Here is a 20,808-nt window from a genome sequence, read left to right as displayed (position 1 = left end):
GATATATCTTACAACCGCACGGCCTTACAACCGCATTGACTCATAACCATATATTAAAATTCAAGGTTGAAACCTACGCGCCATACACGTGCCTGCGGGTAAACTCCGTAGTCGACACCAAGCGACGTTCCGCCGGAAGATATTTCCGGATCGAAGCCGTGGTACTTGGTAAACGTAAAGAGGTTCTCGGCGGATACGTACAGACGCAGCCTGTTGATGAACACCTTTTGGGTAAGACTCTGCGGCAGGGTGTAGCCTAATTCGATGTTCTTCAGGCGCAGGTAAGAGCCGTCGTAGACGTAGAGGTCAGACGATTTCCAGTTGTCCGACGAGTCGCCGACGATGAATACGGGGTACTTGTCAGACGTTCCGGGGCCTGTCCAGCGGTCGAGCATGTATGAAGGGAGGTTGGTAGAGCGGATGTCTATACGCCTGGTGGCGTCGAATACGTCGTTGCCGGCCGTGCCCTGCCACATCATCGCGAAGTCGAAACCACGCCATGCGGCGGTGAGGTTGAAGCCGAAGGTCCAGTCGGGCATGCCCTTGCCTATCTTTGTACGGTCGTTGTCGTCTATCTGTCCGTCGCCGTTAACGTCGACGAAGCGTACGTATCCGGGCTGTGCATCAGGCTGGATAAGGGCGCCTTCGTCGTTGACGTAAGAGTTGACCTCGTCCCATGTCTGGAAGATGCCTGCCGTCTTGAGTCCGTAGAAGTACGGGAAAGGCTCGCCGTTGGAGGCTCTCGTGATGGTGCCGACGCTCTGGAAGGTGTCGTAGTTGGCGTAACCGGTGTCGTTACCGAGATTGATAAGCTTGTTCTTCAGGTACGAGGCGTTGCCGCGGATGTTGAACGTGGCGTCGGCGATGTTGAACTTGTATCCCAGCTCGAACTCCACTCCGGAGTTCTCCATCTTGCCCACGTTGCCTATGGGGAGCGTCTCTCCCACATATGAAGGTATGGCCATGGTCATGAGCATGCCGTCGGTGGTCTTCTTATAATAGTCGACGGTGAAGGTCAGGGCGTTGTTGAAGAAGCCCAGGTCGAGGCCTATGTCGGTCTGTACAGACTCCTCCCACTTGAGGTTTTGGTTGGAGAGACCGTTGGGCTTAACGCCGTTTATGACGTTCTCGCCGTTACCGAATATGTAGTTGTTGCCTGTCGTGGTGAGCACGATGTAGCGGAAGTCGTCTATGTTCTCGTTACCGTTCTTACCCCAGCTGAAGCGTACCTTCATGTTTGACAGCCAGCTCGGGCGTATCTTCTGTAGATAAGGCTCATTGGTGACGTTCCAGCCCAGCGAGAAAGAGGGGAAGGTAGCGTACTTGTTGTTCGACCCGAAGCGGCTCGAACCGTCGCGGCGCACCGTAGCCTGGAGCATGTAGCGCTCGGCGTAGTTATAGCTCAGACGGGCGAACATTGACGACAGCGTGTGCGGATTTGACGGTCCGCCCCACCCGTCGCGGTCGCCGTTCTCGGCAAGTCCGCTCGCGAAGTTGATGTAAGGCTTGTTAACGTCGATAAGATAGTTGCGGCTTGCGCCGAGAGTCCATCCCGTGTTCTTCATGGCCGACTGTCCGAGCACGATGTTGAAGGTGTGGTCGCCGATGGTCTTGTCGTATGTCAGGACGTTCTCTATCTGCCATACGGTGCCGCGGTCGCTCTCCTGGCTGGCCGCGGTCTTGTTCGAGCGGTTGTTGCCTGACAGGTAATAAGTAAGGGTGTGGCCCTCGTTGCCCCAGAAGGACATGTCGGCACCGTAGGATATTCGATACTTCAGGCCGTCCCATATCTGCAGTTCGGCGGCAAAGTTGGCCACGAACTTATGGCTCCAGTTCTGTGCTCCGGGCAGCGATAGGGCCATCATCGGGTTGACCATCTCGTTGTACGCGGCGCCGGGAATGGTGTAAGGCTGGCCGTTAGGAGCGTATATCGGGCGGTAATAACCTTCCTGCTGCTTGCTGTAATAAGCGTCCTGCTCGTCGGCAGCGGCCCCCGAAAGCGTAGAGGTAAGTATCGGCGAGAGGGCCAGGGCAGAGCCGAGCGGCGAGCCCCACTGCGAGTTTACCTCGATGTCTTTCGACTTAACGCGGGCGTAGGACAGGTTGACGGTGACGTCGAGCTTGTTGAGCCAGTTGCGCGTCTTCGACTCGTCAAAGACGTTATACTTGGTGTTGCTGCGCAGTGAGAGGCGCTGATAGTTGGAACGGTCGAAGTTTCCGCCGATTATACCTTCCTGAGTGTAGTACCCGAGCGAGAGGTAATAGTTAATCTTGTCCGACGCTCCGCTAACAGTTATGTCGTGATTCATCACGGGAGCGTTGTCGTAGAACAGCTCGTCCTGCCAGTCGGTGCCCTCGCCGTAAGAGTAAGGATCGGCATAGGGCATGTCCATGCCGGCGTTGATGTAACCCTCGTTCATCATCACGGCGTACTCGGTGGCGTTAAGCACGTCGCGCTTATGCCACTTGCTCTGCCATCCGTACGAGAAGTTGTAATTGACCTTCACCTTGCCTTTCTTGCCGCTCTTGGTTGTGACAAGTACCACACCGTTGGCGGCGCGCGCACCGTAAATAGCGCCTGAGGCGGCGTCCTTGAGCACCTCTATACTCTCGATGTCGCTCGGGTTGACGTAGTCGAGGCCGCCCTCGATAGGCATTCCGTCGACGATGTAGAGCGGGTCGGAGTCGTTTATGGTACCGATACCGCGCACACGTATCTGAGCTGCCGCTCCGGGCTGTCCTGACGACGATGTTACGGTTACGCCGGCGGCGAGGCCCTTGAGGGCGTTGTCCATGCGGACGGGGGCCGTCATGCCCAGCTCATCAGAGCCCACCTTGGCTATTGACGCGGTCACGACGCTCTTCTTCTGCACGCCGTAACCTACTACAACGAGCTCGTTGAGGGTCGCGTTGTCCTCATGCAGCACTATGTGCATGTTGGCAGCCGCCTTGGCCTCAACGCTTTTGTAACCGATGTACGAGACGGTGATGTCGCTGCCCTCGGGCACTTGCAACTTAAAGTTTCCGTCTAAGTCAGAAACAGCTCCTTTAGAAGTTCCTTTCTGGAACACCGAAGCGCCGATTACCGGCATTCCCTGGTCGTCGACTATCTGTCCCGTGCAGACGAAGTCCTGCGCGGACGCGGCGAGCGATACCAGTGATACCAGCAACGTCAGGATAAAATACTTACATTGTTTCATTGATAAAAGATTTGGTTTTTGTTTAGGTATTTTCACTTTTCCCGACAGCAAATTTATTTAAAAGGCCGGCACAAAAAAAGCCCGCAAATATAAAAAGTGGATACATACATGCGACATGAGTCACGCAAAACACTTGTTATCAACACTTTAAGTAAACGCATGCTTTGATGAAAAAGTGGACGGATAATAATTATAAAATATACACTTATTAATAGATTTTAGCATAATCGGAAAAGAAAATCCGCATTTTCCGTGCATCAATTACGACCGGCTATGGAATAATCAGGACCGCAGACAAAATCCGGTACATGGTTAATCAGCCGTTCGGATGGACGGAACCAAGAAACCGTTTTGATATCTCGTTAAATGGATTGAGATGTATTCGAGGCGTTATTGACGGTCTTTTGCAGACTAAAAGGCCGTCAATCGCACGCCAAAAGGCCGCCTTTCACGCGCTAAAAGGCGGCATATGGCAAAAGCGTTGACAGTCAAGCCGTTACACGGCAAGCGCTGAAATTCTTTCACTTTCCGTCTTTTTGTTTTGCTTTTAAGTTTTTTTATACTATCTTTGCAGCGTGGCGGAGAATGTGTCCGGATGAAGGCTACACACTCCGGAACATCCAGCCGCTTTTCACACATAATTATTTTATATTGAAGACATTTGAAGAATTAGGCGTAAGCGAGGAGATTCGCCGCGCCATCGAGGAGCTGGGCTTTGAACAGCCCATGCCCGTACAGGAAGAAGTTATCCCCTATTTGCTCGGTAACAGGAACGACGTAATAGCCCTGGCGCAGACCGGCACGGGCAAGACGGCCGCCTTCGGCATACCCGTACTGCAGCGCACCGACGCCCGCGTACGCCAGACGCAGGCCCTCGTGCTAAGCCCCACGCGCGAGCTATGCCTCCAGATTGCCGACGACCTGAAAGACTTTTCAAAGTATATGGACGGCATCAACGTAGTGCCCGTCTACGGCGGAACGTCCATCGAGAACCAGATCCGCGCCCTGAAGCACGGCGCGCAAATCATCGTGGCCACCCCGGGACGCCTCATCGACCTGATGAACCGCGGCGCCGCGAAGCTCGAGGCAGTGAAGAACGTAGTGCTCGACGAGGCCGACGAAATGCTCAACATGGGCTTCTCAGAAAGCATTGACGAGATACTCGAGGGTGTGCCCGAAGACCGCAACACGCTGCTCTTCTCGGCAACGATGAGCAAGGAGATAGAGAAAATAGCCCGCAACTACCTGCGCGAGCCGAAAGAGATAGTAGTGGGCAGCCGCAACGAGGGCGCCGAGCACGTCAACCACATATATTATATGGTCAACGCCAAGGACAAATACCTCGCCCTGAAGCGTATCGTTGACTACTACCCAAAGATATTCGCCATAATATTCTGCCGCACGAAGCGCGAGACGCAGGAGGTGGCCGACAAGCTCATACACGACGGATACAACGCCGAGTCGCTGCACGGAGACCTCTCGCAGGCACAGCGCGACCTCACCATGCAGAAGTTCCGCCAGCACCTCACGCAGCTGCTCGTGGCCACCGACGTGGCGGCGCGCGGACTTGACGTCGACGACCTGACACACGTAATCAACTACGGACTGCCCGACGACATCGAGAGCTACACCCACCGCAGCGGACGAACAGGCCGCGCCGGCAAGAAAGGAACGTCAATCTCAATCGTGCACACACGCGAGAAGTCGAAGATACGCGCCATAGAGAAGACCATCGGCAAACAGTTCGTACAGGCGGACATACCATCGGCCGAGGAGATATGCAAGAAACAGCTCTACAAGGTGATGGACCAGATAGTCAAGACCGACGTCAACGAGGAGGAGATAGCCCCCTTCATGACCGACATCAACCGCTACTTCGAGTTCATCGACAAGGAAGACGTGATAAAGAAGATAGTAAGCCTCGAGTTCGGACGCTTCCTGGCGTACTACGCCGACGCGCCCGAGATAGAGAAACCCGCGGCGCGCGGCGAGAAGAAAAAGAAGGAGCGCACCAGCGACGAGCGCAAGCGCACGCACAAGGCAGAGGCCGGCTACCGCCGCCTGTTCATCAACCTTGGCAAGGCCGACGGCTTCTACCCCGGCGAGCTGATGCAGTTCGTCAACCGCAACATGCGCGAAGGACGCCAGGAGATAGGCGCCATCGACCTGATGAGCAAGATGGCGTACTTCGAAGTGCCCGAAAAAGACGCCGAGAAGGTCATGCGAGCTCTCGACGGCACTACATACAAAGGGCGCCAGGTGCGCTGCAACGACGCCGACAGAGGCAACTCAGGCTCACGCCGCGGCGGCCGCAAGGACGACAAATACGGCGATAAGGGCAAGCAGTCGCGCCGCCGCGACGACGCCAACGCCCCGCGCAAGGAGCGCAAGGGCAGGAAAGGCAACGACGGAAAGGCGGACAACGGCAATAACGAAGACTGGCGACAGTTCTTCAACAAAGGCGGCAACGACGTCAGGCTGGTAGGCGAAGAGCCCGACTTCAGCGAGGAAGGATGGGCACGCCGCAAGCCAAAAAAATAACATACGGACACACATACCTTGAAAAAACACTAACCACAATAACGTAATTGCTGCCGGAACGAAAAAAATACGGACACAACCCGTTACAAAACCGGCAGCAATTCGTCATATATCTAAAACATAATCTTTAATACTATGGTTTACAACGAATTAGGAAAAACAGGCATGCGTGTGTAAACCTCGGATTCGGAGCGTCGTCGCTCGGCGGCGTATTCCACGACATACGCGAGGCGGAAGGCATACGTGCCGTGCACACTGCCGTCGACAACGGCATAAACTTCATCGACGTATCTCCCTACTACGGCCACTACAAGGCCGAGACAGTGCTCGGGAAAGCCCTCAAGGAAATACCGAGGGACAAGTACTACCTGTCCACGAAAGTAGGGCGTTACGGCAAGGATGGCGTCAACACCTGGGACTATTCGGCCAAGCGCGTAACCGACAGCGTGTACGAAAGCATGGAACGGCTGAACATTGACTACATCGACCTTATTAACGTACACGACGTCGAGTTCGCCGACCTCAACCAAATCGTCAACGAAACGCTCCCCGCGCTCGTCGCGTTGCGCGACAAGGGAGTGGTGGGACATGTCGGCATAACCGACCTTCAGCCCGAAAACCTGAAATGGGTAATCGAGCATGTACCGGCCGGCACGGTCGAGTCAGTGCTCAACTTCTGCCATTACAGCCTCAACGACGAGATGCTGTTGGACTATCTCGACTTCTTCGAGGCCAACGGCGTAGGTGTGGTCAACGCGTCACCGTTCTCAATGGGGCTGCTGTCGAGACGCGGAGCTCCCGCCTGGCACCCGGCCCCCGAATCACTCAAGCAGGCATGCCGGCGCGCAGCCGAACACTGCGAGGCAAGGAACTACCCGATAGAGAAGCTCGCCGTACAATACTCGACAAGCAATCCTCGCATTGCAACGACGCTCTTCAGCTCGGCAAATCCCGACAACGTGCTCAAGAACATAGGCTACGTCAACGAGCCTATGGACAGTGAACTGGTAAAGGAAGTACAGGAAATTATCGGCGACCAAATGCGGGTGAGATGGGCAAACACCTGATACCGCGGCACGTAACGATAACAAAAACAAGGACACATGGCTCTGACTATAATTGATGCGCACTCACATTTGTGGCTGCGCCAGGACACATCGTGGAACAACATGCCCATACGTACCACGCACGACGGGCGCTCGTTCTTCCTTACCGAGGAAGTGCAAATGCTCCCTCCGTTCATGGTCGACGGGCGTAACACGGCCGAAGTATTCCTGTCAAACATGAACTATGCCCGCGTAGGAGGCGCAGTGGTGGTGCAGGAGCTTATCGACGGCCCGCAGAACGACTATCTCGCGGAGGTGAAACGCATGTATCCCGAATGCTTCGAGGTGTTCGGCCTGTGCGATTATTTCAACGGAAAGTCCGCCGAAGAGGCCAAGGCGCTCAGCGCCAGGGGCTTCAAGGGCATGGCGGTGCCGGGCCACAGGCTCATAACCGACGGCAAGCGTGTAATGCTCAACTCGCCGGAAATGATGGACATGTTCCATTATATGGAGGACAACGGCATGATACTGTCCGTCTGCCTGGCCGAGGACAACATGCAGACGGCGGAAATCGAGGAGGTTATACAGGAGTGCCCGCGCCTCAAGATAGCCATAGGCCACTTCGGAATGGTGACCGCTCGGGGCTGGGAAGGGCAGCTCAGGCTGGCCCTCAACGACAATGTCATGATAGAGTCAGGCGGCATAACGTGGCTGTTCAACGCCGAGTTCTACCCCTTCAAAGGGGCGGTGCTCGCCATAAGGAAGGCCATCGACACTGTCGGCGCCGACAAGCTGATGTGGGGGTCGGACTATCCGCGCACTATAACGGCCATCACGTACAAGATGTCTTATGACTTCATACTGAAGGCCGACGGGCTTACCGACATGGAGAAAGCCCTCTTCCTCGGAGAGAACGCACGCCGTTTCTACGGGTTCGGCGCGCTGCCCGACCTGCCTTACGTGAAAAACATGTCCGAATGACGGCAACTTTACAGCAACCTAATACCATTTACAGACAAGACACAAAAGATGAAAAAGAACAAATACGCAGTGCCGCTGACGCTCATATTCTGCCTGTTCTTCCTATGGGCCATCAGCAGCAACCTTCTGCCTACGATGATAAGGCAGCTCATGAAGACTTGCGAGCTCAACGCCTTCGAGGCCTCGTTTACCGAGAGCGCCTACTAGCTGGCTTATTTCATATTCCCGATACCGATAGCGATGTTCATGAAGCGTTACAGCTACAAGGCCGGAATAGTGTTCGGCCTGTCGCTGGCGGCGTTCGGCGGGTTCATGTTTTTCCCCGCCGCTATGGTTGGCTCGTACGGTGTTTACCTGTGCGTGTTCTTCATCATAGCCACAGGTATGTGTTTCCTCGAGACCGCGGCTAACCCTTACGTCACTGTATTGGGCAGTCCGGACACGGCGGTGCGCAGGCTCAACCTTGCCCAGTCGTTCAACGGGCTGGGCGCGTTCATATCCGCGATGTTCCTCAGCAAGCTCGTGCTTAGCGGCAACAACTACACCCGCGATACCCTTCCCGCCGGCTACGAAGGCGGCTGGGAGGCATACATACAGCACGAGACGGAGGCCATGAGGCTGCCATACCTCGCCCTCGGACTGCTGCTCTTGGTAGTGGCGCTGGTGTTCGTGATGACGAAATTCCCCAAGATTGCCGACGAACAGGACGGTGCCGACGGCGCTCCGGGCGGCAATGGCAGGCAAAAACTAATCGACTTCTCCGTCCTGAAACAGCCCAACCTGTGTTGGGGCGTCATCGCCCAGTTCTTCTACAACGGCGGACAGACGGCTATCAACAGCCTGTTCCTCGTCTACTGCTGCGTCTACGCAGGCCTTGACGAGGCCACGGCCACCACGTTCTTCGGCTTCTACATGCTGGCGTTTCTCGTCGGGCGGTGGGTAGGCACGGCGCTCATGGTGCGGTTCAGCCCGCAGCGCATGCTCCTGTTCTATTCGCTCATGCTGATGGCGCTGTGCGTGGTCATCTGCATATTCGGCGGCCACGTCGGCCTGTACGCCATGCTTGCCGTGTCCTTCTTCATGTCAATCATATACCCTACGCAGTTCTCCATGGCCCTGCAAGGCCTGGGGGCGCAGACCAAGAGCGGCTCGGCCTTCCTCGTGATGGCCATCGTGGGCAACGCCTGCCTGCCGCAGTTTACGGCTTACGTGATGCACGTCAACGAGGACATGTACCACATCGCCTACCTCGTGCCGATGGTATGCTTCGCCTTCTGTGCGTATTACGGATGGCGCAGATGCCGCCGGACGGACAGCGCGGCATGACTTGCCGGCTTTTCGCTAACATGAATCAAACATAAACATAGCGTAATAATGAAAGCAGTACGTATTGCCGCGCCGTTGGAAATCGGCGTGGCCGAAATCGAAAGGCCGGCGCTCGGTGCCGGCGTTACGGACAGTACGTTCGTCATGGTGATAGGCTGCGGAATGGTAGGCCTGGGCGCAGTAGTGCGGGCCTCGCTGCGCGGCGCCACGGTAATAGCAGCCGACATCGACGACGAGAAGCTGGAACTGGCCCGCCAGGCGGGAGCGACCTACACGGTGAACACCATGACCGAGGACGTGCACGCCCGCATACAGGAGATAACCGACGGACTTGGCGCCGACGTGGTGATTGAGGCCGTTGGCAGTCCGGCCACGTACGTGATGGCCGTCAACGAGGTAGGCTTCACCGGATGCGTGACCTGCATAGGCTACGCCAAGAGCGAGGTGTCGTTCCAGACAAAGCTGTTCGTACAGAAAGAGCTCGACATAAGGGGCTCGCGCAACGCCACGCCGTCAGACTTCCGTGCAGTCATCAACTGCATAAAGACTGGACGGTATCCGGTGGACAAGTTCATTTCGCGCGTCGTGAAGCCGGAGGACACAGCCGTGGCGATGAAGGAATGGAGCGAGAATCCGGGCAAGGTGTTCCGCATTCTCGTAGAGTTCTGACCGGCATGGCGCCCTTGCTACGGAACATCTTTCGGGCTTCCGGGCAGGCGTCGGCCACCAGCTGCTATATAGCTGAAAACCAGCGAGTTGCCAAAAGGCAGTCTTTTACCACCCGAAAGACGGCCTTTTGCATGACAAAAGACGGCTTTCCGCAAGCCGAAAGGCGGCCTTCCGCGGCCGCTACGGGCAGGACAGACTGTACGGAAACGCGGCCTGCGGCAACAAAAAAGCCTGACTATTTGTCAATATCACCGCTTTTACGTATATTTGCCATGCGAACATAGGATGCGGTTCGGCAATGCCAAGTTAAAAAACTTTGTTTTTTTCTTGCCATTGCGCTCACCTTTCACTATATTTGCCATGCGAACATAGGATGCGGTTCGGCAATGTCAAGTTAAAAAACTTTGTTTTTTCTTGCCATTGCGCTCATCTTTCACTATATTTGCCGTACAGAATAATCTAATAACATAAATGAAAAAAATAATCTGCTCAGCATTATTCGTAATATGCTGCCACACCTCCGTATTTGCCGGCGACATCTACGTATTTGCCGGCGACATCTACGTATCGCCGACCGATGGCAACGACACTGCCCAAGGCACGTCTGCCGCACCGCTGAAAACCATCGACGCCGCGCTTAGGATGGCCCGCGAATGGCGCCGACTGGAACTTGACGACAAGCTGCGGGGCGGCGTTAACATTATATTACGCGGCGGAACGTACCGCCTCGACCGCCCCGTGTTCATCCGTCCGGAAGACAGCGGCACGGCTGATTCGCCCACCGTGATACGCGGCGAAGGCTCAACGCCGGCCGTAATCAGCGGCGGCACAAGCGTGACGGGATGGCGCAAAGCGGACGACGACCCGCGGATTGCCGCCAAGGCAAGAGGCAGGCTGTGGGTAAGCGACGCTCCGATGCAGGGCAACCGAATCGTTTACGCACGCCAGATGTACGCCGACGGCCGCAAGGCTCTGCGCTCGACGCAATTCGGCGAGTACCGAATGGAGCGCATGACCGACTTCAACCCTACTGACGAAAGCATAACGATACCCACGCCGGAGACGGACCTGAGCCGCGCCGGACAGCTGGAAATGCTCGTCCACCAGCGCTGGGCCGTGGCAATACTAAGGGTGAGAAGGATGGAGAACATGGGCAACGGACAGACCAAGGTATGGTTTCACGAGCCCGAAAGCCGCCTCGAATTTGCCCATCCCTGGCCTCAACCGGTAATCGGAGGAGAGCGAGGCAACTCGTCGTTCAGCCTCAACAACGCCCTCGAACTTGTTGACGAGCCGGGCGAATGGTACCAGGACTATCCCTCGGGACAAATATATTACTATCCGAAAGACGGCGAGGACATGGCCGGTACGGACTTCGTCGTGCCCGCTATGGACAATCTCGTCGAGATAAGCGGCACACGCGAGCGCCCCGTAAGCCACATACGCTTCGACAACGTGACGTTCGAGCACGCCGCATGGACACGCCCCTTAAATGAAGGACACGTGACGTTGCAGGGCGGATTCCGACTGATTGACGCCTACAAACTCGACAAACCGGGCCTGCCCCACAAGGCCGCGCTCGAGAACCAGGCGTGGATAGCCCGCCCGGAGGCCGCCTTCAAGGCACGGTTTGCCTCAGGCATAACGCTCAACGGCTGCCGCTTCGCCCACGTAGGAGCCTCGGCCGTCGACCTTGAGTATGCCGTAAGCGGCTCGACTATTGACCGCTGCACCTTCAACGACATTGGAGGCACCGCCGTGATGGCCGGATATTTCGGCGAGGAAGGCTTCGAGACGCACCTACCCTACTCGCCCGCCATAGCGCAGGACATCTGCTCGGAAATAACGATAAGCAACAACGTAATTGACGACGCGACAAACGAGGACTGGGGTTGCGCCGCCATCAGCGCAGGATATGTTAAGCAAACAAACATAGTACAAAACCGTGTTACGAACGTCAATTATTCAGGTATAGCCCTCGGATGGGGCTGGACGGCTCTCGAAACAGGCATGCGCGACAACCACATAACCGGCAACGACGTGAGCAACTACGCCCGACAGCTGTACGATGCGGGCGGAATATACACCCTGTCGAACCAGCCCGGCTCCACCATCAGCGGCAACCACATAAGCCTGCCGGCAGATGCGCCGTACGCAACGAACGAACGTGCCTTCTGCATCTACTTCGACGAGGCTACCGACGGCTTCACCGTTTACGACAACGACATGCCTGAAAGGCGCATAGGATACAACCAACCGGGACCTGACTTGAAAGTAAATTAAGAATTAAGAATGAATAATGAAGAATCATTTTGCCGCCAAGGCTGTCGTCTTAACTCCTTAACCGCATAACTCCTTGATTCATATAAACAAATCATTTGCCTTTAACTGAAAATAAATATGATACCTACAAACTACCACCTGTTCGATTTCCTCGACTTCGACACCGACCTCAGGCGTGACGAATCACTGTGGAAAGCCTACAAGCCGACGGCCGTAAGCGAACGCGACGGCGACATATTGGTCAGCGTTCCTTTCCAGAAACAAGTGCTCGCCAACGACATGGCAGCCGACACTTCAATACCGAAAGAGGAATATACATTGGTTATACGACAGTATGAACCGAAGATATTGCGCCTCTTCATAGGCTTCGGCGAAGAGCAGATGACCGACGAATCGGAGATACTCCAGTTCAGCCAGAGGGTCAGGAAAGTGCCCCTGAGCGCGTCTTTTGCCGACGGCACGTGGACAATAACCGACCCCGACGGCGTAAAGAGGGCTGAAATCAACATGAAAGAGCCGGTGCTCGACCGCTGGAGCACACTGCTGCCGGACCCGCAGGAGACACTTGACCTGCGCCTGTTCCCCGACGGACAGCGCGAGATACGTCTCGCGGCATACGACCACTTCTCGCCTCCGCGCTACGATGCGCTGCCCCTTGCCTTCTGCAAACTTGACGGAAAGAAGGAGCGCGCGACGATGTCTTTCGAGTGCAAGGCCGACGAATGCTTCGCCGGAACGGGCGAACGCTTCATGAAAATGGACCTCAGCGGACAGACGTTCTACCTCAAGAACCAGGACGGACAGGGCGTAAACAACCGCCGCACGTACAAAAACATTCCTTTCTACGTATCAAGCCGCATGTACGGAGCGTTCTACCACACCTGCGCCCACGGCAAACTGTCGCTCGCCGGGATGTCAACACGCTCGGTGCAGTTCCTCAGCCGCCAGGCAATGCTTGACGTATTCCTCATCGGCGGCGACTCTTTCGAGGAGATAATACGCGGCTACCGCGACCTGACGGGCTATCCGTCAATGCCCCCGTTGTGGAGCTTCGGCGTGTGGATGAGCCGCATGACATACTTCAGCGCCGACGAAGTGGACGAAATCTGCGACCGTATGAGGCGCGAACATTACCCCTGTGACGTGATACATCTTGACACAGGATGGTTCAAGACGGACTGGCTGTGCGAATGGAAGTTCAACGAAGAGCGCTTCCCCGACCCCGAGAAGTTCATCCGGGGGCTGAAGGACAAGGGCTTCCGCGTCACACTTTGGCAGCTGCCTTACGTCGCCGAGGACGCCGAACAGATAACCGAGGCACGCGAGAACCACTACATCTGCACCCTCACTAAACAGCAACAGGGCGAAGGCTCGAACTTCTCGGCGCTCGACTATGCCGGCACAATCGACTTCACAAGCCCCGAGGCAACCGAGTGGTACAAGAACCTACTGCGCCGTTTGCTTAATATGGGCGTGGCGGCGATAAAGACCGACTTCGGCGAAAACATCCACATGGACGCCGTTTACAAGAACATGAAGCCCGAACTGCTCAACAACCTCTACGCCCTGCTTTACCAAAAGGCGGCCTACGAGGTAACGAAAGAAGTGACGGGCGACGGCATCATCTGGGCAAGAGCCGCCTGGGCAGGCTGCCAGAGGTATCCTCTGCACTGGGGAGGCGACTCGTGCAGCTCGTGGGACGGCATGGCCGGGTCGCTCAAAGGAGGACTTCACTTCGGTCTGTCGGGCTTCGCTTTCTGGAGCCACGACGTGCCGGGATTCCACTCTTTGCCCAACTTCATGAACTCACCGGTCAGCGACGACGTGTACGTACGCTGGACACAGTTCGGCGTATTCTCGTCGCACATACGCTACCACGGCACAAGCAAGCGCGAGCCTTGGCACTATCCGGCCATCGCGCCGATAGTAAAGAAGTGGTGGCAGCTGCGCTACAAGCTCATACCATACATCCTTCGAGAAAGCGAAAAGGCGACTATGGGCGGCTCTACGGTGCTCCAGGCGCTGATATTCCATCACCCCGAGGACAAGATTTGCTGGCACATCGACGACGAGTACTACTTCGGCGACGACTTCCTCGTGGCTCCCGTGATGAACAGCGAGGGCCGGCGCGACGTCTATCTGCCTGAAGGCAAGTGGGTAAACTTCTTCACCGGCGAACGCATTGACGGCGGACGGTGGCTCAAAGACCTTGAAGTGCCGCTCGAGTTAATGCCCGTCTACGTTCGCGAAGGCGCCATAATACCTGTTTATCCGGAACCGGTTGACTGCACGGACGACATGGACCTGACGAAGACCGTAAACCTCGTTATAGACGAAACGTTCAAAGGAACGGAGATATAAGTTAAGAATTAAGAGTTAAGAATTAAGAATTAAGAAAATATGACTTTGAGGATGTACAACCAACAAAGCACATTTTCTTAATTCTTAACTCTTAATTCTTAATTTCTAGAGTCATATTTTCTTAATTCTTAACTCATAATTAAATATGTGGAAGACTAACCTTGAAGAGACCAAACAACGATACATAAACTGGTGGAACCATAAAGGCATTATCCTGAACATGTGGGAACACTTCCAGGAAGGCGTCAAACCGCACGCCGACGTGCCCGCGCCACCAGCGCCGAAAGACCTCAACCAAAAATGGTTCGACCCCGAATGGCGTGCCGAATACCTTGACTGGTACGTGGCGCACAGCTGTCTTAAGGCCGACATGCTTCCCGTTGCCAACACGCAGTTGGGCCCCGGCTCGCTGGCCGCAATACTCGGAGGAGTGTTCGAAGGGGGCGAAGATACCATCTGGATACACCCCGACCCGCAGTTCAAAGACGACATAACATTTAACCCCGAGCACCCAAACTACCTGCTGCACAAGGCTTTGCTGAAAGCGTGCAAGGAGAAGGCGAAGGGCAACTACTACGTTGGTATGCCCGACCTGATGGAGGGCATGGACGTGCTTGCCGCCCTGAAAGGCACCGACAAGGTGCTGATGGACACGGTGACACAGCCCGACGTGCTGGAGCATCAGATGCAACAGATTAACGACATTTACTTCAAAGTGTTCGACGAGCTGTACGACATCATCCGCGAGGGCGACGAAATGGCTTTCTGCTACTTCTCTTCGTGGGCTCCGGGCAAGATGAGTAAGCTGCAAAGCGACATATCCACGATGATAAGCGTTGACGACTACCGCCGCTTCGTGCAGCCGTTCATACGCCAGCAGTGCCAGAAGATTGACTACACGCTGTACCATCTCGACGGCGTGGGCGCGCTGCACCACCTGCCGGCGCTGCTCGAGATAGAAGAGCTGAACGCCATTCAGTGGACGCCGGGCGTCGGCGAGCCGCAGGGTGGGTCGCCGAAGTGGTACGACCTGTACCGTAAAATCCTGGCCGCAGGCAAGAGCATAATGGCCTGCTGGGTAACGCTTGACGAGCTGCGGCCGCTGCTTGACAACATCGGAGGCGACGGCGTGCACCTGGAAATGGACTTCCACAACGAGGACGAGGTGGAGAAAGCCATGCGCATAGTCGAGGAATACCAGTCTGATAGCAGACAAGTTCTTCAGCAAACAAGTTCTTCAGCAGACAAGCAGACAAGCAGACAAGTCATAAACCTTGACGACCTGAGCGACGACCAGGCCGTAAACAGAATAATAGACGAGGCCGAGCGCAAGTTTGCCGCCCTCTCCAACAAGGCCCATCAGGCTAATTCGGCCAATAAGGCTAATAAAACCAATGAGCCTGATAGGCCAAGCCTCAAGGAGATTGCCCGGGAGCGCCTGCTCATTCTTGACGGCGCAATGGGCACGATGATACAAGCCAGGAGGCTGTCTGAGCAAGACTTCCGCGGCGAGCGCTTCGCCAACCACCCCGTTGACGTGCTCGGTTGCAACGACCTGCTCAGCCTTACGCGCCCCGACATCGTGCTTGACATCCACAGGATGTACCTCGACGCCGGCGCCGACATCATCGAGACAAACACGTTCAACGCACAACGTGTGTCGATGGCCGACTACCGTCTGGAGGAGTATTGCCGTGAAATGAACCTCGAAGCATGCCGACTGGCACGGCGCGCGGCCGACGAATACACGGCCAAGACGCCCGAAAAGCCGCGCTTCGTGGCCGGTTCGATGGGGCCGACGAACAAGGCCTGCTCACTGGCTACCGACACTACGCAGCCCGGATGGCACGCATTCGGCTACAGCACGCTGACCGAAGCCTACGCCGAACAGGCTGAGGCGCTGATTGAAGGCGGCGTAGACGTGATACTGATAGAGACGATCTTCGACATCGAGAACGCCCGCGCGGCTGTCGAAGCGGCACGCAACGCCGCACGCAAGGCCGGCAGAAACGTTCCGATAATGCTCAGCTTCACCAACGTTAACGGCGACGGCGTAAACATGCTGGGGCAATCTGTAGAGCAGTTTATCGACAGCGTGGCCGGCGACGACATCCTGTCGGTAGGCGTAAACTGCTGTCCCGACCCGCTGACGGCCGTGCCCGTGCTCGAGAGGCTCGGTTCACGTACCGGTTACCTCATATCGCTCTACCCCAACGCAGGCAAGCCCGACGCCTCTGGCAGATACCCCATGACGCCCGAAATGACGCAGGCAGCGATGTGGAGCATTGCCGAACGCCACGTGACCGACATCATCGGAGGCTGCTGCGGCACCACGGACGCCCACATACGGCGCCTGGCCGAGATGGTGGAACCTATCAAGGGACTGCGCCTCTCTACCCATTCAATATACAAGCAGACGAGCAGACAAGTTGACGAGCTGACAAGCAGACGAGCTGACAAGGACTCAGCTGCGCAACAGTCTGACAGTCAAGGCGTTGCAAAAGGCCATCTTTCGCCTTCCGAAAGACCGTCTTTCACAGGCCAAAAGACCGTCAATGACACCGCAAAAGACGGCCTTTCGCAAAACGGCGGACAAACCCCTGCGCCGTCAAGCGCCGACGCCATCTTTGACGCCATACTCAAGGGCAAGGCCGACCAGTGCGTAGAGGCCACCCGCGCGGCACTTGCCGAGGGCGCCGCTCCGCAGGACATAATCAACGGCCAGATGATACGCGCCATGGGCGAGGTGGGCCAGCGCTTCCAGGACGGCAAGGCCTTCGTGCCCCAGCTGCTCATGGCGGGCCGCGCCATGAAGGCCGCGCTCGAACTGCTGAAGCCCATGTTGGCTGGCAGCGCGTCGACAACCATCGGCCGTGTGGTAATCGGCACGGTGAAGGGCGACCTGCACGACATCGGCAAGAACCTCGTTGCGTCAATGCTCGAGGGCAGCGGCTTCGAGGTCGACAACATCGGAATAGACGTTCCGAGCGACAAGTTCGTGGAGGCGGTGAAGTCGTACCACGCCGACATTCTGTGCATGTCGGCCCTGCTGACCACCACAATGACCTACATGAAGGACGTAATCCGCGCCATCGAGGACGCCGGTCTGCGCGACAAGGTGAAGATAATGGTGGGCGGCGCGCCCGTCAGCCAGGCCTTCGCCGAGGAAATCGGAGCCGACGGATACAGCGACAACGCCAACGAAGCGGTGAAGGTGGCGAAGATTTTATTAGGTAAATAGAAGTAGTTAAAGTAGTTAAAAGTAGTTAGAGTAGTTAAAGTCAATACCTTTGCAGCTATCGTGACATAAAACATATAATGCCTGCAACGGCAACAATATGCCTTATCACGGCGGGGGTAATGACTTTAACTACTGAACGAGCGAAAGCGAGTGATAACTACTTTAACTCCTTTAACTACAGAATAAAACAATATTTTAAAGAATAATTCCATGACAACACAATCATTACACGCCCTCGACTGGGCCATCCTTGCCGCCTATTTCGTAATCCTTCTGCTGATAGGCGTATGGGCAAGTTCAAAGAGCAAGAAGGGCAGCGGCAAGTTCCTGGCGGGCAACTCGCTGCGCTGGCACCACATAGGCTTCTCCATGTGGGGCACCAACGTCGGCCCGTCAATGCTCATCGCGTCGGCAAGCGCCGGCTTCACCACGGGCATCGTGTCGGGCAACTACGCCTGGTACGCCTTCGTGTTCATAGCCCTGCTGGCCTTTGTCTTCGCCCCGCGCTACCTGGGCAGCCGCGTATCGACGCTGCCAGAGTTCATGGGCCTGCGCTTCGGGCAGTCAACGCGCAACATGCTGGCCTGGTACACCATCGTGACCATCCTCATATCGTGGCTCGCGCTGACCCTTTTCGCCGGCGGCATAATCATCCGCCAGGTGTTCGGCATACCAATGTGGATGTCGGCTTTCATGCTTCTGGCCATCTCGGCGTTCTTCACCATGCTCGGCGGACTCAAGGCCGTGGCCTACACCAACGTGTACCAGATGGTGCTGCTCATCGTCGTATCGGCCACGCTTACGTTCATGGGAATATACCGCTTGGGCGGCGACTCGTTTACGGGAGGCATAGCCGTGCTGGCGAATCCCGACATCGTGCCGTCAGAATACTGGAAACTCTTTCAGCCGAACACGGACAAGGACTTCCCCTGGCTGCCCATCCTGCTGGGCTATCCCATATCGGGCCTGTGGTTCTGGTGCACCGACCAGTCTATGGTTCAGCCCGTGCTGGCTGCAAAGAACCTTAGCGAGGGACAGCGCGGGGCCAACTTCACGGGCTGGCTTAAAATCCTCGACGTGGCCATCTACATCGTTCCCGGCATAGTATGCTTCGCGTTGTTGAAGACAGGTTTCTTCGGAAACGCTACCATCGACCCCGACAACGCCTACATGACGCTCGTGTCAAGCCTCTTCCCCGTAGGCATGGTGGGCCTCGTTCTGGCAGTGCTCACCGCCGCGCTGATAAGCACCATCGGCTCCGCCCTTAACGCCCTGAGCACCGTATTCACGATGGACATCTACGTGAAGAACATCCGACCCAACGCCACACAGGCCGAGATAGCCCGCACGGGACAGATTGTGACCATCATCGGAGCGCTGGTGTCGATAGTGATAACCGTCGCCGTTGACAACATTAAGGGCATGAACCTCTTTAACGTGTTCCAGTCGGTGCTCAGCTTCATCGCCCCGCCAATGGCAGCAGTGTTCGTAATGGGCGTGTTCTGGAAGCGATGCACCACGCTGGCGGCCAACATCACGCTCACCTTCGGCACCATATTCAGTATCGGAACGGGCATTCTCTACCTCTGGGTAATACCCGGAGCGGCCGACCACATACACTTCATGATGCTCTCGTTCTACATCTTCGTGGTGCTTATTGCCGAGATGGTAATCGTCAGCCTGTGTAACAAGGCCGCCACGGAAGAGCCAAAGGTTACCGTACTCAGGGAGCGCCCGAAGCGCGACGTGATAGTAAGCTGGACGCTGCTGGCCATCGTAATGATAGCGCTATACGTGTTCTTTAACTAAAAGTACGCGCCGTAAGGCCGCCGTCTGACGTGACCTGCCTTTCCACGACAGCCGCAGCCGGCGCCCGACGGCACGCCTACAGTCAAACAATACATCGAAATATGACAACTAACATCACTGAATGGATGCGCTCGCTCATCGCCGGCCGCCCCGTGGCAGCCGTGCCGATAATGACTCATCCGGGAATAGAAATCATCGGGAAACGCGTAGTTGACGCCGTGACCGACGGACTTGTGCATGCCGACGCGGTATGCGCCGTGGCCGAGAGGTATCCTACGGCTGCCGCTACGGTAATAATGGACCTCACGGTCGAGGCCGAGGCCTTCGGCGCCGACATCGTGTTCGAGCCCGACGAGGTGCCGGCAGTGCGCAGCCACCTGCTCAACGGTCCTGAAGACATCGGCGGACTGCGGGTGCCATCGCTGCGCGCGGGGCGCGTGCCGGAGTACATCAGGGCCAACATGGCGGCAGCGCGGCGCATAACCGACCGCCCCGTGCTGGCCGGATGCATAGGGCCGTTCTCGCTGGCGGGCAGGCTCTACGACATGTCGGAGATAATGATGCTCATCATCGAGCGGCCCGACGCCGCACGCGAGCTGCTCGACAAGTGTACGGACTTCATCCTGAAATACTGCATCGCGCTGAAAGAGGCGGGCACGGCTGGCGTCGTCATGGCCGAACCGGCGGCCGGACTGCTGTCGGACGACGACTGCATGGCCTTCTCCTCGGTGTACGTAAGGCGCGTGGTGGAGGCCGTACAGGACGACACTTTTGCCGTAGTGCTGCATAACTGCGGCAACACGGGACAGTGTACCCACGCCATGACGGCAACGGGAGCCGCCGCATACCACTTCGGCAACAAGTGCGACATGGCCGAGGTAACGCGCGACGTGCCGGCAACGGCGCTCTCGATGGGTAACCTCGACCCCGTATCGCTGTTCAAGGACGCCACCCCGGAAGGTATGCGCCGCGCCACAAGAGAACTGCTGGAGCGCATGGAGGGATTCCATAACTTCGTCATATCCAGCGGCTGCGACACTCCGCCGCACACTCCACTGGCAAACATCGACGCCTTTTTCGACGAGGTGGAGAGATGGAATAACAGCAGTAATAATCTACAGTAGTTAAGGAGTTAAGGAGTAAAGGAGTTAAGACAAATGCTCTGTTAAATGAAAAGCAGAAAGTAAAAAATGAAGAATGAAAAATCCATTACCGGAACAGGCAAACGTGATTATTCATTGTTCATTATTAATTATTCATTAAACAAAACATTCGTCTTAACTCCTTTACTCCCTAACTACTTAACTACTTAAAACATAAACAATGACCACATATGAATTATCTTACCCCG

9 protein-coding genes and 5 pseudogenes are annotated in these 20,808 nt (G+C 56.1%); 13 read left to right on the top strand and 1 reads right to left on the bottom strand.

The window, feature by feature from the left end:
• Positions 1-53: 53 nt before the first annotated feature.
• Positions 54-3,200: a SusC/RagA family TonB-linked outer membrane protein gene (locus H6A34_RS06055; RefSeq protein ID WP_205104157.1), complete on the bottom strand. Its 3,147-nt coding sequence runs from the start codon at positions 3,198-3,200 to the stop codon at positions 54-56.
• A 651-nt stretch (positions 3,201-3,851) separates the two neighbouring features.
• Here H6A34_RS06055 and H6A34_RS06050 point away from each other — a divergent pair.
• The 13 genes and pseudogenes from H6A34_RS06050 to H6A34_RS06000 all read left to right on the top strand — a co-directional run bounded on the left by H6A34_RS06050 (position 3,852) and on the right by H6A34_RS06000 (position 20,581).
• Entirely contained in the window at positions 3,852-5,741 is a 1,890-nt protein-coding gene (locus H6A34_RS06050; protein ID WP_205104155.1) for a DEAD/DEAH box helicase, read from the top strand.
• A 135-nt stretch (positions 5,742-5,876) separates the two neighbouring features.
• Positions 5,877-6,808: pseudogene (locus tag H6A34_RS06045) on the top strand (aldo/keto reductase).
• Between the two features lie 36 nt (positions 6,809-6,844).
• Positions 6,845-7,768: an amidohydrolase family protein gene (locus H6A34_RS06040; protein WP_205104153.1), complete on the top strand. Its 924-nt coding sequence runs from the start codon at positions 6,845-6,847 to the stop codon at positions 7,766-7,768.
• Between the two features lie 48 nt (positions 7,769-7,816).
• The gene (locus H6A34_RS14945) at positions 7,817-7,975 is read left to right on the top strand and encodes a l-fucose:H+ symporter permease (protein WP_021947364.1); all 159 of its coding nucleotides are present in this window, start codon (positions 7,817-7,819) and stop codon (positions 7,973-7,975) included.
• Positions 7,976-9,094, top strand: coding sequence for an L-fucose:H+ symporter permease (fucP, locus tag H6A34_RS06035; RefSeq protein ID WP_239480782.1), 1,119 nt, complete (start codon positions 7,976-7,978; stop codon positions 9,092-9,094). It begins immediately after the preceding gene.
• Between the two features lie 117 nt (positions 9,095-9,211).
• Positions 9,212-9,763: pseudogene (locus H6A34_RS06030) on the top strand (zinc-binding dehydrogenase); the annotation flags it as partial.
• A gap of 471 nt (positions 9,764-10,234) precedes the next feature.
• Positions 10,235-12,046: a right-handed parallel beta-helix repeat-containing protein gene (locus H6A34_RS06025; RefSeq protein WP_205104151.1), complete on the top strand. Its 1,812-nt coding sequence runs from the start codon at positions 10,235-10,237 to the stop codon at positions 12,044-12,046.
• 117 nt (positions 12,047-12,163) lie between these two features.
• Positions 12,164-14,407 (top strand): glycoside hydrolase family 31 protein, encoded by a 2,244-nt coding sequence (locus H6A34_RS06020; protein ID WP_205104149.1) that lies wholly within the window; start codon positions 12,164-12,166, stop codon positions 14,405-14,407.
• A 145-nt stretch (positions 14,408-14,552) separates the two neighbouring features.
• Positions 14,553-15,626 (top strand): annotated as a pseudogene (locus H6A34_RS15395) (corrinoid protein); the annotation flags it as partial.
• Between the two features lie 48 nt (positions 15,627-15,674).
• Positions 15,675-16,763: pseudogene (locus tag H6A34_RS15390) on the top strand (homocysteine S-methyltransferase family protein); the annotation flags it as partial.
• Between the two features lie 270 nt (positions 16,764-17,033).
• A pseudogene (locus H6A34_RS15385) lies at positions 17,034-17,648 on the top strand (corrinoid protein); the annotation flags it as partial.
• Positions 17,649-17,858: 210 nt separating this feature from the next.
• Positions 17,859-19,457, top strand: a complete 1,599-nt coding sequence (locus H6A34_RS06005; RefSeq protein ID WP_205104147.1) for a sodium:solute symporter — start codon at positions 17,859-17,861, stop codon at positions 19,455-19,457.
• 101 nt (positions 19,458-19,558) lie between these two features.
• Entirely contained in the window at positions 19,559-20,581 is a 1,023-nt protein-coding gene (locus H6A34_RS06000) for a uroporphyrinogen decarboxylase family protein (RefSeq protein WP_205104145.1), read from the top strand.
• The last annotated feature ends 227 nt before the right edge of the window (positions 20,582-20,808 follow it).

Origin of the sequence: Marseilla massiliensis (assembly GCF_016899855.1) — a bacterium.
GTDB lineage: Bacteria > Bacteroidota > Bacteroidia > Bacteroidales > Bacteroidaceae > Prevotella.
This window is presented reverse-complemented; position numbering and strand designations above follow the sequence as displayed.

Bases quoted from the DNA above. Each gene is read 5' to 3' on its own strand.
- H6A34_RS06055 (WP_205104157.1), bottom strand. From the start codon at position 3,200: ATGAAACAATGTAAGTATTTTATCCTGACGTTGCTGGTATCACTGGTA.
- H6A34_RS06040 (WP_205104153.1), top strand. From the start codon at position 6,845: ATGGCTCTGACTATAATTGATGCGCACTCACATTTGTGGCTGCGCCAG.
- H6A34_RS14945 (WP_021947364.1), top strand. From the start codon at position 7,817: ATGAAAAAGAACAAATACGCAGTGCCGCTGACGCTCATATTCTGCCTG.
- H6A34_RS06025 (WP_205104151.1), top strand. From the start codon at position 10,235: ATGAAAAAAATAATCTGCTCAGCATTATTCGTAATATGCTGCCACACC.
- H6A34_RS06020 (WP_205104149.1), top strand. From the start codon at position 12,164: ATGATACCTACAAACTACCACCTGTTCGATTTCCTCGACTTCGACACC.
- H6A34_RS06005 (WP_205104147.1), top strand. From the start codon at position 17,859: ATGACAACACAATCATTACACGCCCTCGACTGGGCCATCCTTGCCGCC.
- H6A34_RS06000 (WP_205104145.1), top strand. From the start codon at position 19,559: ATGACAACTAACATCACTGAATGGATGCGCTCGCTCATCGCCGGCCGC.